This window comes from Paenibacillus validus NBRC 15382 (genome assembly GCF_004000985.1).
In the GTDB taxonomy this organism is placed as follows: Bacteria; Bacillota; Bacilli; order Paenibacillales; family NBRC-103111; genus Paenibacillus_G; species Paenibacillus_G validus.
The window spans coordinates 72,486-85,345 of record NZ_BIMH01000019.1 but is presented as its reverse complement, the minus strand read 5'-3'; the positions used below and the strand labels follow the sequence as shown (position 1 = coordinate 85,345).

General features: G+C 53.5%; 14 protein-coding genes and 8 tRNA genes. 18 read left to right on the top strand and 4 right to left on the bottom strand.

Going from position 1 to position 12,860, the window contains the following annotated elements; genetic code table 11:
* Positions 1-7: 7 nt before the first annotated feature.
* The 8 genes from PVA01S_RS14575 to PVA01S_RS14540 all read left to right on the top strand — a co-directional run bounded on the left by PVA01S_RS14575 (position 8) and on the right by PVA01S_RS14540 (position 711).
* Positions 8-81 (top strand) — tRNA-Trp (locus PVA01S_RS14575).
* Between the two features lie 15 nt (positions 82-96).
* Positions 97-172: transfer RNA gene (locus tag PVA01S_RS14570), tRNA-His, on the top strand.
* 17 nt (positions 173-189) lie between these two features.
* Positions 190-261 (top strand) — tRNA-Gln (locus PVA01S_RS14565).
* A 10-nt stretch (positions 262-271) separates the two neighbouring features.
* Positions 272-346, top strand: a tRNA-Gly gene (locus PVA01S_RS14560).
* Positions 347-361: 15 nt separating this feature from the next.
* Positions 362-435 (top strand) — tRNA-Cys (locus PVA01S_RS14555).
* 7 nt (positions 436-442) lie between these two features.
* Positions 443-531, top strand: a tRNA-Leu gene (locus PVA01S_RS14550).
* Positions 532-551: 20 nt separating this feature from the next.
* Positions 552-628: transfer RNA gene (locus PVA01S_RS14545), tRNA-Arg, on the top strand.
* Between the two features lie 3 nt (positions 629-631).
* Positions 632-711, top strand: a tRNA-Leu gene (locus tag PVA01S_RS14540).
* Positions 712-769: 58 nt separating this feature from the next.
* Here the strand turns inward: PVA01S_RS14540 and PVA01S_RS14535 are convergent.
* The 3 genes from PVA01S_RS14535 to glpX all read right to left on the bottom strand — a co-directional run bounded on the left by PVA01S_RS14535 (position 770) and on the right by glpX (position 3,776).
* Positions 770-1,804, bottom strand: coding sequence for a polysaccharide deacetylase family protein (locus PVA01S_RS14535; RefSeq protein ID WP_127608203.1), 1,035 nt, complete (start codon positions 1,802-1,804; stop codon positions 770-772).
* Positions 1,805-1,910: 106 nt separating this feature from the next.
* Positions 1,911-2,729 carry a sulfite exporter TauE/SafE family protein gene (locus PVA01S_RS14530; protein WP_127608202.1) on the bottom strand — a complete coding sequence of 273 codons (819 nt, stop codon included), beginning with the start codon at positions 2,727-2,729 and terminating at the stop codon, positions 1,911-1,913.
* A 63-nt stretch (positions 2,730-2,792) separates the two neighbouring features.
* Positions 2,793-3,776, bottom strand: a complete 984-nt coding sequence (gene glpX / locus PVA01S_RS14525) for a class II fructose-bisphosphatase (protein WP_127608201.1) — start codon at positions 3,774-3,776, stop codon at positions 2,793-2,795.
* A 212-nt stretch (positions 3,777-3,988) separates the two neighbouring features.
* Here glpX and PVA01S_RS14520 point away from each other — a divergent pair, with 212 nt between their 5' ends.
* From PVA01S_RS14520 to PVA01S_RS14470, 10 genes are all read left to right on the top strand, one after another.
* Positions 3,989-4,636, top strand: a complete 648-nt coding sequence (locus PVA01S_RS14520; protein WP_127608213.1) for a helix-turn-helix transcriptional regulator — start codon at positions 3,989-3,991, stop codon at positions 4,634-4,636.
* A gap of 32 nt (positions 4,637-4,668) precedes the next feature.
* A complete protein-coding gene (locus PVA01S_RS14515; protein ID WP_127608200.1) occupies positions 4,669-5,475 on the top strand; it encodes a pyruvate, water dikinase regulatory protein in 807 nt (268 codons plus the stop codon).
* A gap of 723 nt (positions 5,476-6,198) precedes the next feature.
* Positions 6,199-7,386 carry a GNAT family N-acetyltransferase gene (locus PVA01S_RS14505; protein WP_127608212.1) on the top strand — a complete coding sequence of 396 codons (1,188 nt, stop codon included), beginning with the start codon at positions 6,199-6,201 and terminating at the stop codon, positions 7,384-7,386.
* 193 nt (positions 7,387-7,579) lie between these two features.
* Positions 7,580-7,882, top strand: a complete 303-nt coding sequence (locus PVA01S_RS14500) for a LiaF transmembrane domain-containing protein (RefSeq protein WP_127608198.1) — start codon at positions 7,580-7,582, stop codon at positions 7,880-7,882.
* A 42-nt stretch (positions 7,883-7,924) separates the two neighbouring features.
* The gene (locus PVA01S_RS14495) at positions 7,925-8,605 is read left to right on the top strand and encodes a PspA/IM30 family protein (RefSeq protein WP_054796150.1); all 681 of its coding nucleotides are present in this window, start codon (positions 7,925-7,927) and stop codon (positions 8,603-8,605) included.
* Positions 8,602-9,129 carry a PspC domain-containing protein gene (locus tag PVA01S_RS14490; RefSeq protein ID WP_127608197.1) on the top strand — a complete coding sequence of 176 codons (528 nt, stop codon included), beginning with the start codon at positions 8,602-8,604 and terminating at the stop codon, positions 9,127-9,129. Before PVA01S_RS14495 ends, PVA01S_RS14490 begins: the two co-directional genes overlap by 4 nt.
* A gap of 2 nt (positions 9,130-9,131) precedes the next feature.
* Complete coding sequence (locus tag PVA01S_RS14485; RefSeq protein WP_127608196.1) at positions 9,132-9,830, top strand: PspA/IM30 family protein; 699 nt, start codon at positions 9,132-9,134, stop codon at positions 9,828-9,830.
* A gap of 148 nt (positions 9,831-9,978) precedes the next feature.
* Positions 9,979-10,629: a cell wall-active antibiotics response protein LiaF gene (liaF, locus tag PVA01S_RS14480; protein ID WP_127608195.1), complete on the top strand. Its 651-nt coding sequence runs from the start codon at positions 9,979-9,981 to the stop codon at positions 10,627-10,629.
* Positions 10,630-10,644: 15 nt separating this feature from the next.
* A complete protein-coding gene (locus PVA01S_RS14475) occupies positions 10,645-11,721 on the top strand; it encodes a HAMP domain-containing sensor histidine kinase (protein ID WP_127608194.1) in 1,077 nt (358 codons plus the stop codon).
* Entirely contained in the window at positions 11,702-12,349 is a 648-nt protein-coding gene (locus PVA01S_RS14470) for a response regulator (protein ID WP_127608193.1), read from the top strand. Before PVA01S_RS14475 ends, PVA01S_RS14470 begins: the two co-directional genes overlap by 20 nt.
* 65 nt (positions 12,350-12,414) lie before the next feature.
* On the opposite strand, the gene PVA01S_RS14465 is transcribed toward PVA01S_RS14470, so the two are convergent.
* Positions 12,415-12,849: a DoxX family protein gene (locus PVA01S_RS14465; RefSeq protein WP_054796153.1), complete on the bottom strand. Its 435-nt coding sequence runs from the start codon at positions 12,847-12,849 to the stop codon at positions 12,415-12,417.
* Positions 12,850-12,860 lie beyond the last annotated feature (11 nt).

Here is a 12,860-nt window from a genome sequence, read left to right as displayed (position 1 = left end):
TTTTCATAGGGGCATAGTTTAAAGGTAGAACAAAGGTCTCCAAAACCTTTGGTGTGGGTTCGATTCCTGCTGCCCCTGCCAAACAAATTTCATATGGCGGTCGTGGCGAAGGGGTTAACGCACTGGTCTGTGGCTCCAGCATTCGTGGGTTCAAGTCCCATCGATCGCCCCATTTTTCTAAACTCACATTGGGGATTAGCCAAGCGGTAAGGCAACGGACTTTGACTCCGTCATGCCTAGGTTCGAATCCTAGATCCCCAGTTACATTCTTGCGGAAGTGGCTCAGTGGTAGAGCATCGCCTTGCCAAGGCGAGGGTCGCGGGTTCGAGTCCCGTCTTCCGCTCCAATTTTATAGCTGTGTGGCGCCATAGCCAAGTGGTAAGGCAGAGCTCTGCAAAAGCTTTACCCCCAGTTCGAGTCTGGGTGGCGCCTCCAATCTTACGCCGGAGTGGCGGAATCGGCAGACGCACAGGACTTAAAATCCTGCGGTAGGTGACTACCGTACCAGTTCAAGTCTGGTCTTCGGCACCACTCCAATCTAATTGTTTTATGTGCCCTTAGCTCAGCTGGATAGAGCGTTTGACTACGAATCAAAAGGTCAGGAGTTCGAATCTCTTAGGGCACGCCACCAGCCGGTATGGCGGAATTGGCAGACGCGCGCGACTCAAAATCGTGAGGGAAACCGTGGGGGTTCAAGTCCCTCTACCGGCATCAAAGCATAGAGAGCGAATAATTCGCTCTCTATGCTTTTTTTATATGTGTTTTTCTTTTATTTTTCTTTCGGGACGTTAAGCAATTCCGGTAAAGTGACAAGACGATAACCTTGGCCTTGTAACTTCTCGATAACATGAGGCAATGCGCGAACGGTGCCGCTTAAATCTTGGGTAGAGCCACCCCCGGAATGTTGAAGAACGATTGAACCGGCTTTGGTGTGATGCAAGATATTGGAAGTCACTTGAGGCTCATTTAATTGCTTCCAGTCCATCGAATCAACGTTCCAATTGACAACAAGGTAACCACGATCCGAAGTCCATAGAAGTTGATTCTCGCTGATTTCACCGTAGGGTGGACGGATTAGTCTCGGTCTGTAGCCAATTAAGCTGTGCAAGGTGTCTTGCGTTTGCAGAATCTGATGCTGAAAGGATTGCTCGTCCAGTTTGGTGAACAGCGGATGCGAATAGGAATGATTGCCGATAACATGTCCTTCATTGACGATGCGTTTCACGACTTCCGGATGCTTCTCGGCTTGTGAACCGACAATGAAGAAGGTCGCCTGCACGTGATATTTTTTCAAAATATCGAGCACTTGGGGGGTAAACTTAAGATCAGGCGCATCGTCAAAGGTAAGAGCGACTTTTTTACCGGTCGAAGAACCGCGTAATCGTAAAAGCTGGGGATACTTTTTTACAAGCTGAGAGAGCGTTAGACGCTGGTTTTGCGCCGCAGCCGTCGTGTGGTTCGTTTGTTTCTGTTTACCGGTTTTGGCGGATACGGTTTTTGGCGGAGCTTGCGTCTTAGCTGCCTTCTTAGGGACAACCTGCTGCTGGGCAGGCGCCGGGACGGTTTCCGTATGAACTTCCGGTGTCGGCTTAACGGGCGCAGCAGGGACTTTGTCGGGAATGGACGGAGTCAAGCTTTCGATACGTGTATGGGGGGACGATGTGGAACCCGTATTTCGTGTTGAAGGTGTATCGTTGGACGCCTGGGCCTGTTTTGAATTCCCTTGACTTGTCCAAGGGGACGCTTGCGGTGTTGTATGAGGATGGGGTTGTGCCGAACAGGACGTCAACGCGATGCTGAGCATCGTCGTCCAAGCGAGATTCATTCCTATACGAGGATACACGGTGCCTCCCCCTTATCCATAAAGTTATCTTAGTGTTGGATAGGAGGAGGAGAATTATGCGGTGTTGTTAGATGATGTTGAGGCCTTCGAGGATCATTTTGGAAGCGATCAATACGAAGGAGATGCGTAGCACCCATAGCAGTTTCTTGCTGCTTAGACGGCTGGCGATTTGAGCGCCTAACCAACCGCCGAGCACCGCCGTAGGAGCCAGGCAAAGGACCATCCATAGGTCCACCTCTCCAAGACTCAGCTTCGTCACGGTGCCCATCACCGAAGATAGCAAAATCACGAACATCGAAGTGGCGGTAGCGACATGCGGCGGATAACGAAACAGGAGTACCATGGCCGGAACGAACAACGAGCCTCCGCCGATTCCGAACAGACCTGAAATAAAGCCGACGGCCGAGCCGATGGCCAGTGCTGGAATCAGGCTGTAACCGTACTCGAACGTTTGTCCTGAAGCATCTATGTAAGTGCGCTGAACGCTCCAGCGGACATTGATCGGTTTGATATAATCACGAAGGATGAGCAGTATGGCCATGAACATCATAAAGAAACCGAAGTACAACTGAAACGATTGCGCATCAACGAATTGCGTCACGTAGGAGCCCAGCATGGCTGCGGGCCCGCATGTCATGAAATAAAGCAAACCGCTTCTAAAATCCACGCGCTTCTGCTTCAAGAATGCTAAGGTTGAAGAAAGCGCGGTAAATATAAGTACGGCAAGCGAAGTGCCGACCGCCGTGGAGACGGATATCGTCTGCCCGACGAACAATGGGCCTAAATAAACGAGTGCAGGCACAATAATAATACCGCCGCCGAGACCGACAAGGCTACCGAAGGTAGCTGCGATCAGGCCGACGGCGGTAAAAAACAAAAAGCTCATGAGATAACCTTCCTCCATGTTAATATTTAACGTAAATAAATATTAACATAGAAACGATGAAGTTCAATCCTGGGCGTTCAAAATATCGCTGAGCAACTGTTTGTTCGGCAAGTAGTGACTCGATTGAATGAAGCGTATTGTGCGCGTTTTGGCTCGCATGACGATCGAGTGGGTCTCCGCACGGTGATCGTTCGTATAGCGCACGCCGCTTAGAAATTCGCCTGGGGTAATGCCGGTAGCCGCAAAGATAACGTCCCCGTTACCGACCATATCGTCCATGCTCAATATTTTGTACGGATCGTCAATGCCCATCTCGCGGCAGCGGGTGATTTCTTCCTCGTTGCCCGGCATGAGTCTGCCGATCAGCTCGCCACCGAGACAACGCAGCGCAGCGGCGGCGAGCACGCCCTCGGGAGCTCCTCCGGAACCGACGTACAAATCGATGCCCGATTCAGACAGAGCAGGTGCCATTGCTCCCGCGACGTCGCCGTCGCTCAGAAATTTAATGCGCACGCCAACGCGGCGCAGTGTATGAATACGTTCACGGTGCCGATCACGATCCAAGATCATGACGGTTAAATTGCTCAATGGCTTGCCTAACAAGTCGGCGGCGCGTTCCAAGGTTGTCTCGAGTGGATCGTCGAGACTTAATTTACCGGCTAATGCCGGTCCGACGGCCAGCTTCTCCATATACATATCCGGAGCGTGAAGCAGCTGCCCCTTGCCCGCAATGGCGATGACTGCCAAGGCGTTGTTTAAACCTTTGGCAACGAGCTCTGTGCCCTCAAGCGGATCCACCGCGACGTCGACCTCCGGTCCTTGTCCGTTGCCGACTGCTTCTCCGATATAAAGCATCGGGGCTTCGTCCATTTCCCCTTCACCAATAACGACGGTTCCCCGGATGGAAACGGAATCGAACATGGCGCGCATGGCCGTCGTAGCGGCGCCGTCAGCCTGATTTTTATCTCCACGGCCCATCCAGCTTGCCGCCGATAGCGCCGCGAGCTCGGTGACGCGAACGATTTCCAATGCCAATTCTCTTTCCATCTGCTCTCACTCCCTGAATATGAATGGTACATTTAATCTGAATATAGTATAATGAATAACTATATAGTACGCAATAATTATTCGAGAAGCGCGATAATATTGCGACAATAAGGACGTAGACTCAAAACGGTTCTTTGAGAAAGAGACTATTTTTGATACAATCATATGGAAAAGATGCGGATAAGAGCTGGCGAAACAAGGAGGGACCGGTCATCGAACTGAGTGCGCGCCAATTACAGATCGTTGAATTAGTGAAAGCGAATGCGCCGATTACCGGCGAACAAATAGCGGAAATGCTCGGGTTAAGCCGACCGACGCTGCGCTCTGACTTGGCGCTGCTTGTTATGCTGGGGCTGGTTGACGCCAAGCCGAAGGTCGGATACACGCCAGGTTCATCGGTGAATACGGGATCACAGGCTTCACGCAAGCTGCTGGGGCTGAAAGTGCGGGACGTTCAGGCGATTCCTGTTGTTGTCCGGGACCAGGCGTCGGTGCACGATGCGGTTGTGGCGTTGTTTCTGGAGAACGTCGGCAGCTTGATTGTAGTCGGGGAGGACGGTTGTTTGTCCGGCATCATTTCCCGTAAGGATCTGTTGAAATTTACGTTCGGCAACGCCAGCGCTTCTTCCATGCCGGTGAGTATGGTCATGACGCGAGAGCCCAATGTCATTCATGTAACGCCGGAGGAATCGGTGATCGATGCGGCGAACAAAATGATTCACCACCAAGTGGACAGCTTGCCGGTGGTCGTGCCGGTGAAAAGCGAAGAGGCGGGCGGGCGGACCCGTTGGGAAGTAGTAGGACGCGTGACAAAAACGATTATGACGAAAATACTGCTGGATTTGGCCATAGACCGCTAATCATGATCTGAAAAATAAGGAGAAGGAACCGAATGAGGGAAGAACAACATTATGAAATTACGATTTGCTCTGATTCGGTTGGGGAAACGGCAGAAGCCGTCGTCAGAGCGACGATCCGGCAGTTCGATGCTCATCAGGTAAGGACGAAGCGGATCGGCCATATTAAGAAGGAAGATGAAGTGCGCGCCATCGTCGAAGAAGCGGCGCAGCGGGGCGGATTCATTGCGTATACGCTCGTGCAGCCCGAGCTCAGGGAAACGATGAAGGAAGAAGCGCTCCGGCTCGGCGTACGCGCCGTGGACATTATGGGGCCGATGATGGAAGCGTTCGTCGATACGTTCAACGACGCGCCGAAGCGAGAGCCGGGGCTGCTGCACCGGCTCGACGAGGATTATTTCCGCCGCGTGGAAGCGGTCGAGTTTGCAGTGAAGTGCGACGATGGCCGGGATACAAGCTCGCTGTTGAAGGCGAACCTGGTGCTGATCGGGGTTTCGCGGACATCGAAGACGCCACTGAGCATTTTTCTGGCGCATAAGGGCATCAAGGTATCGAATTTACCGTTGGTGCCGGAAGTGAAGCCGCCCAAGGAGCTGTTTCTCGTTCCCGGCAGCCGGATCGTCGGACTCACGATGGACGCCGAGAAGTTGTACAAGATTCGGACTGAGCGGCTGAAGGCGGTCGGCCTGCCGTTCGGAGCGAAGTATGCGACGATGGAACGGATCGATGAGGAACTGCAATACGCGCAAACGCTAATGAAGCAAGTGGGCAGTCTGATCATTAATGTGACCGATAAGGCAATCGAGGAAACAGCGGGCATTATTATGGGTTATTTAAATTAATTCCGAAGGCTTGGACCCGTGAAGGTTCGAGCCTTTTTGCATGCTTCGAAGGCGCTCTTGAGCGACAAGCGAACTCATAAGCCGACGGGACGCCGCATGCCGCAAATCGGAGGGTGGCCCTTATACATGAAAAACCCCCTGAAAGCTACTTAGTAGCTTTACAGGGGGTTTTTCGGCATTAAGAGATTAGATGATGAGTGCACGTAAAACAATTACGAGCAAGATGAACAATACAAGAATTACACCAGTTGTTGTAAAAAATCCGACAGCGCTCATGTGACATCCCCCTTTCAGAAGTCATATTATACTATATGGCCTTTATATAATTTTGGTATGGACTTATGACCGAGACAGGAAAAAAACAGTTAATTCCGCGGGAGAACAGGGCCGGAGATGCTCGCTCAAAGCTCGCTGCTACTGATTTACATCCAATTGACTAGCATTTTATTCATGGTAGAAACATGGAATTTCCCGATATTCTGGGTTACAATGGCAGCAGCATGTCTTTTGTCTTTTACTTAGGCGCATACGCAAGACGCAAGTATATGAGGATTGCCTCGATAAAGCGAGAAAATGAGTTTTCAAGATTGCATGAAACGGATGGACCGAACGTACAGCAAGCGGGAGAACGCTCGGCCGCGAGGCAATCAGCCGGACTGGAATGCGTTTTTTGCAGCCGGGTTAAAAAGTAGAGACGACGAGGAAAAGAAAGGTAGTTGTGCGATGAGTGAACAGCCGGTGATTCGCAATATCCCCAAGGAGCAGTTTCAAGAGTCGATGGATTTGTCTGCTTTCGCTTTTCAGTATGTACTGACAGAGGAAGACCGTTATCATCGCGAAGCTTTGATGCGCACCGAGGAGCTGTGGGGCGCTTATGTGGATGGCCGCTTGGCGGCCAAGCTGACGATCCACGGCTTCGAAACCTGGATGCATGGCAAGAAATTCGCCCTGGGCGGCATCGCAGGCGTTGCCACTTGGCCGGAGTACCGGCGGGGCGGGCTTGTGACGAAGCTGCTGGCGCATGCGTTGATGACCATGAAGGAACAGGGACAGACACTGTCGTTCCTATACCCGTTTCAATTCCCTTTCTACCGGAAGTTCGGCTGGGAAATGTGCGCGGAGCAGAAAATATACGATATCCCGGCAGCGCTGCTCCCCCATTGGCCGGCCGGCACAGGGAAGATCGTACGTACCGGCGGGCAGCGTGAGCTGTTGGAGCCGGTGTACACAGCCTATGCCGAGCGATACAACGGGATGCTGGTCCGGGAGGAGGGCTGGTGGGAGCATCGCGTATTCCGAAATAAGCCGGGGACGGCAGCCGTGTACTACGACTCTTCGGGGCGTGCTGCAGGATATGTGATGTATCAGGTGAAGGAGCGGGTATTGAAGGTGCACGAGCTTGTATATCTCGATCACCAAGCTCGGACGGCGCTATGGCGGTTTCTGGCCGATCACGATTCGATGATCGATCGTCTCACGCTGTCAGCTCCGGCCGAGGACGATCTGGCGTTCCTGCTCGACCATCCGCGCATCAAGCAGGAGCTCTCGCCTACATTTATGGCCAGAATCGTCGATGTGCCCGCGTTTTTGGCAAAATTTCCGTTCGCCTCCGGTGTGGAAAGCACACTGCTGCTGCGCGTCGAGGACACGCATGCCGCGTGGAACAACGGGGTGTGGCGGCTCTCTGTGGACGAGTCCGGGACGGCTGTCGTGCGGGAAGCGGACAGCGCGTCGTCAGGATGCCTCCCGTTCGCGTCCTGCAGCATTCAAACGCTGGCTGTGCTGATGCTCGGTTACCGGCGCCCGGCCTTATTGCATGAGATCGGCAGGCTGCAGGGCACGGCGGAAGCGGTGGAAACGCTGGAACGGCTTATTCCGCCGCGCCCGGTGTATTTGGCGGATTACTTTTAAATGAAACCTCAGCACCCTTATTGGGGATGCTGAGGTTTTTTAGTTGCGGCTGCCGAATCCGCCAGTCGGGCAGTTCACTGGACTTTAGTCGAGTTTCAAAACCCGCCGCTGGTTCGTTTTGGGTGGAGCGGTTTTTCCCTAGAATAAAGACATAAGCAAACGAGAAACAAACGAAAGGCGGTGAAACGAATTCATGAGAATGAATAAACATACCGGACTCGCGGTGCTGTTGATTTTCTTCGGAGCGCTGATCCTGCTGAACAAGACGGGTTTTCACATCGGGCATCATGTCATGAGCATCCTATTCCCCGCAGCTATGGTCGGCCTCGGATTCGTCGGACTGAAGAACGGTAAGAGCATTATCGGCTGGATCTTGATCGGTATCGGCGGTTTGATTCTGCTCGGCAAGCTGTCCGGATTGATCGGATTGCTGGTGGCGATCGGATTGATCGGTTACGGTGTCTCGATGCTGCGCTGCAAAAAATCGGTTTACTAACACACATAACGAATCCTGGAAGAAAAGGTGGTTGAACGAAGCATGAGTTTAGGCAAACGATTCCGTGACATCACGGTCGCCCATTTCAATGAGATGCTGGAAAATTCGGAAGACCCGGTTCGCTTGATCGATAAATATTTGGCTTCGCAGTCGGAGCAGATCCGCGAATCGGAGAAGCTGCTGCAGCAATGTTTAAGCCACGCCGCGTCGCTCCGCCATCAGTACGCGGCAGCCGAGCAGCTGAAGGAGCGACGCGAGCAGCAAGCGATGCTGGCGCTGCGTGCCGGCGAGGATGAAGTCGCCCGGATGGCGCTGCAGGAGAAGATGGCGCAGGAAGAGAAAGCGGCGCAGTACAAAGCCTTGTATGAGCAAAGCAAACTGGGCATCGTCGAGCTCGAGGAGCAAGTGCAGCAATTAAAAGCCGATTTCGATGAAATCGCATCGAAACGGAGCTATTATATCGCCAGACTGGAATCTGTCCGGCTGCAGCAGCGCATGAACGAACGAATGCGTTCGATGGGCGCAGGACCGTCGCCACGCATGTTCGAACGATTGGAAGAGCGCGTATCCGACATGGAACTGACGGCGAGAACGCTTCGCGAGGTTCGCGGCCATGTCCGTGACGCATGGACTGCCGCCAGCGGCGCCGCTTCGCAAGCGCTGGACCAAGAACTCGCAAAACTTCGCAGTAAACTGCAACAGGAGGGCTGGAATCGACCATGACGAAATTATACCGTTCCCGAACCGATCGTAAGATTACCGGCTTATGCGGAGGTCTTGCAGAAACGCTGGGATTCGATGCGACGCTGCTTCGTCTCCTGGTGGTCATCACGACGCTGTTCTCCGGCGGAGTCGTCATCGCTATCTATGTATTGGCGGCGCTGGTGATCCCGAGCGAGCCTTGGCACGGCGGGCCTCACGGTCCAGGTCCCGGCTACGGCGGAGGGGCGAATCCGTATGGCGGCAAGTGGGATCATCAATTTTGCAGCTGGAAAGATTGGAAGCGCGCCGAGAGGCACTACCGTAAAGCGCAGCGTTACGGCTGGGGCAGCCCGCAGCAAGCGGGAGGTTACGAAGCCGAGTATGCGGCAAGCCAAGCGCAAGCGGCGGGCACGGCCGGCAGCGACCTTGACGATATGATGAAAGACATCGAGAAAAAAGCGATGTGGAAAGAAATTGAAGAACTCCGCGCCAAAGTCGCGCAATACGAAAAACAACAACAAAACCAAACTAAAGGAGAGATATAATCATGGGAGTATTTTCCAGAATTAAAGATATGACGAAAGCGTCGCTGCACGAGCTGTTGGATAAGGTCGAAGATCCGATCATTATGCTGAACCAATATATCCGCGACATGGAAGAGGAAATCGCACAGGCCGAAGTGACGGTCGCCCGTCAAATCGCCAGTGAACGTAAGCTGAAGGAACGTCTGGATGAAGCGGTTCGTCTGACGGCGCAATTCGAAGCGCAAGCGAAGGAAGCGCTCAAGAACGATCAGGAGCTGGCGGCACGCCAAGCACTCGAACAAAAGCTGTATCACGAAGGGAAAATTACCGAATACACCGAGCTGCATGAGCAGGCCAAGGGGCAAGCGGCCGAGCTGGTACAACAGCTGCATGAAATGAAAGATTCGTTCTATCAAATGCGCAACAAGCGCAGCGAGCTGATTTCCCGCGCACAGCTGGCCAAGGCTAAGAAGCAAATGGCCGAAGTGACGGCGAACAACGTTATCGAAGGCGGCAGTGCCGTGAAGGGCTTCCGCCGCATGGAAGAGAAAATCATGACGCTCGAAGTGGAGGCGGAGATCGCACGCAAGCCTTTTGTCGGCACGGCCTCTTATACGGGTTCGGCTTACGGTCTTGGCGCGAACGTCGATCCGGCGAAACAGCAAAAGCTCGACGAGCAGTTGAACCTTCTGAAAGAAAAAATTTCTTCCGAGCCTAAATAAGCATTCGCAGCAGCCGTGAAAATGCTAGTGGAGCGAACCCGGCAGTTATGATATGCTAGGTAGGGCAAAAGCCATGGAGGGCCATTATGCAGCCGCTATGGCTTTTGTTTCACGCTATCAACTAGACCGACGAAAGGGGGCGGCGCACATGTACCGTAAACGAAACCGCAATATCGCACTCGTTTTGATCGGAGCGGGCATTTTTTTGTTGGCGCACGATCACATGAGCTTCATCACGGTGGTCGCCCTCTTTTTACTGTTATTCGGCGTGTATAAAGTTCGTTCGGGAACCGGGCGCAAAGGGTATGTGCTGATGATTATCGGCCTGCTGCTGCTCTTGGGCGGAAATATGCCGCTCGTGATTGCGGTCGTGCTGATTTCTCTAGGATTTTTTTATCACAAATCACGAAAGATAGACCGGGACGATCGTCATTACCGGAAGCAAAGCATCATCGACAGCATTCGTTGGGGCCGAGATCCCTGGATGCTGCGCGATATGTCGATTTGGAACGTGCTTGGCGAGATTCATATGGATTTGACGTATGCGATACCCGAGCAGAAGGAGACGACCATCGTCCTGCAGGGCGTGATCGGGGACATCGATTTCATCGTGCCGGAGGATGTCGGGTTATCCGTGACGGCTTCTGTGCTTTTCGGTCAAACGAGCATCGGGTATGATAAGGAAGCGGGCGTGCTGAACAAGCTCGTATGGCAGTCGCCGAACTATTGGACGGCGGATCGTCAAGTGAAGATCGAAATGTCTTATGTTATTGCGGATATCGATATCAAAATCGTGTAGCGTGGAGGAAGCGGCATGGACGGACATGAGAAACGTCTGACCAACATGATATGGCGAAGTATGGCGGAGTCCATCGGGCTCAGCCTTATTTTGTTTGCCGTTATCGTGTACTTTCTCCAGGCGAACGGGTATATTCGTCCTTTTGAGTCGTGGAAAGAAGGCGTGAGCCTCAGTTTGACGTTGATCTCCATTACGATCATCCTCGGCGGCTCTTACGGGCTGTGGTACTCTACGCGTATCAACCGCAGGCTCGAACAGCTTCGGGAAGTGATGCTGCTGCTGGAAAAAGGAAACTTGAGCCGCGCGGTGCCGCCGTTAGGCGAGGACGAGATCGGACGCCTCGGGGAGCAGCTTAATCAAATAACGAAGAAATGGGAAGAGCAGGTCTCTTCGCTGCAGCGGCTGTCCAACAACAACGCCCAATTGGCGCAAAAGGCTAAATATTCGGCTATCGTCGAGGAAAGGCAGAGGCTGGCACGCGAACTGCACGATGCGGTCAGCCAGCAGCTGTTCGCAATCTCGATGACGGCGACGGCGGTCGGGCGGACGCTGGATAAAGATTTCGACAAAGCGCAGCGGCAGATCCATCTTATTGAAGAGATGGCGTCGGTTGCCCAATCGGAGATGCGCGCGCTGCTGCTGCATTTGCGGCCCGTTCACCTGGAGGGCAAGCGCTTGTCGGAGGGACTGGTCGAGCTGATGCAGGAGCTCGCGGCGAAAGTGCCGATGGAGATGGATTGGGAGCTGTCGGACGATATTAAGCTGCCCAAGGGCATCGAGGACCATCTGTTCCGGATCGCCCAGGAAGCGATGTCGAATGCGCTGCGCCACTCGAAGGCGACGAAGCTTGAAGTACGGCTCACGCAGCCTTCCGCCGATGCGGTGCGGCTGCTGATCCGGGATAATGGCGTCGGCTTCGATTTGGATATGAGGAAGCAAGCGTCCTATGGTATAGTTACGATGAATGAACGCGTGAACGAAATCGGCGGCTCGATGAATTTATTGACGGCGCCGGGCAAAGGCACGCGGATCGAGATCAGAATTCCGATTATGGCGGAGGGAGGGACTCAGAATGGAAGAGACGACGATTAAAGTGCTGCTAGTCGACGACCATGAGATGGTGCGGATCGGGCTAGCGGCCGTGCTCGGTACGGAAGACGATATCGAGGTGGTGGGCGAGGCAAGCAGCGGTCAGGAAGGCATTCGGCTGGCGCTCGAATACCGTCCTGATGTGGTGCTGATGGATTTGGTGATGGAAGGGATGGACGGGATCGAAACGACGCGCCGTCTGCTGGAGCAGCACCCGGATTGTAAAGTGATCGTGCTGACGAGCTTTATCGACGACGAGAAAATTTATCCGGTCATAGAAGCGGGAGCGTTCAGCTATTTGCTCAAAACGTCGCGCGCGGCAGAAATCGCCCAAGCTATCCGGTCGGCCGTTAAAGGGCAGTCGGTGCTTGAATCACAAGTCGCTTCCAAACTGATGAACCGGTTCCGGCAGCCGAAGCAGGCGGCGATGCCGCACGAGGAGCTGACCGATCGCGAGATGGAAGTGCTGCGGCTGATCGCTTCGGGCAAATCGAACCAGGATGTCGCAGACGAGCTGTTCATCGGCGTGAAAACGGTGAAGTTTCATGTGACGAATATACTCGCTAAGCTTGGCGTCGAGGATCGGACTCAAGCGGCCATCTATGCGTTTAAGCAGGGCTTGGTGGAATAGCAAACACACAAAAATCCCCGTATCCGTCAGCGCGGAGGCTGCAGGAACGGGGATTTGCTGTTGGCTTAAGCGGCGCGGCGATCTTCGAACTGATCGCCGAACATCGTTTTCAGGAGCAATCTCTCGACGGAGAGCAACTGGCTGCCGCTGAAGGCAAGTGCTGCGGACATGGCCAGCAGTACGATTTCAAGCTCATATCCGGCCGCTTGAGCACTGCCCGTAAAGCCTGCGGCAAGCTTTACTTTAAACAGGGCGACCAGCATAATGATCGTGAACAGCGCGGAAATGATTCGGGTTCCAAGTCCGAGGATCACCGCGAAGCCGCCGATCAGCTCGACCAAAGCGACCACATAGGCCATGAAGCCAGGGAGACTGATGCTTTCGAACCAGCCGGAAACATTGGCGATGCCTCCGGCAAATTTCAAGTAACCGTGGATCATGAAGGTGAGGCCCAAGCCTATGCGTAAAATGAGTTGTCCGATTTCGACATTTCTATTCATGACTGTTTCTC

What these genes read in the sequence shown, in the direction of transcription:
- PVA01S_RS14535 (WP_127608203.1), bottom strand. Translation starts at nt 1,804, where the DNA reads ATGCTCAGCATCGCGTTGACGTCCTGTTCGGCACAACCCCATCCTCAT.
- PVA01S_RS14530 (WP_127608202.1), bottom strand. Translation starts at nt 2,729, where the DNA reads ATGAGCTTTTTGTTTTTTACCGCCGTCGGCCTGATCGCAGCTACCTTC.
- glpX (WP_127608201.1), bottom strand. Translation starts at nt 3,776, where the DNA reads ATGGAAAGAGAATTGGCATTGGAAATCGTTCGCGTCACCGAGCTCGCG.
- PVA01S_RS14515 (WP_127608200.1), top strand. Translation starts at nt 4,669, where the DNA reads ATGAGGGAAGAACAACATTATGAAATTACGATTTGCTCTGATTCGGTT.
- PVA01S_RS14505 (WP_127608212.1), top strand. Translation starts at nt 6,199, where the DNA reads ATGAGTGAACAGCCGGTGATTCGCAATATCCCCAAGGAGCAGTTTCAA.
- PVA01S_RS14500 (WP_127608198.1), top strand. Translation starts at nt 7,580, where the DNA reads ATGAGAATGAATAAACATACCGGACTCGCGGTGCTGTTGATTTTCTTC.
- PVA01S_RS14495 (WP_054796150.1), top strand. Translation starts at nt 7,925, where the DNA reads ATGAGTTTAGGCAAACGATTCCGTGACATCACGGTCGCCCATTTCAAT.
- PVA01S_RS14490 (WP_127608197.1), top strand. Translation starts at nt 8,602, where the DNA reads ATGACGAAATTATACCGTTCCCGAACCGATCGTAAGATTACCGGCTTA.
- PVA01S_RS14485 (WP_127608196.1), top strand. Translation starts at nt 9,132, where the DNA reads ATGGGAGTATTTTCCAGAATTAAAGATATGACGAAAGCGTCGCTGCAC.
- liaF (WP_127608195.1), top strand. Translation starts at nt 9,979, where the DNA reads ATGTACCGTAAACGAAACCGCAATATCGCACTCGTTTTGATCGGAGCG.
- PVA01S_RS14475 (WP_127608194.1), top strand. Translation starts at nt 10,645, where the DNA reads ATGGACGGACATGAGAAACGTCTGACCAACATGATATGGCGAAGTATG.
- PVA01S_RS14470 (WP_127608193.1), top strand. Translation starts at nt 11,702, where the DNA reads ATGGAAGAGACGACGATTAAAGTGCTGCTAGTCGACGACCATGAGATG.
- PVA01S_RS14465 (WP_054796153.1), bottom strand. Translation starts at nt 12,849, where the DNA reads ATGAATAGAAATGTCGAAATCGGACAACTCATTTTACGCATAGGCTTG.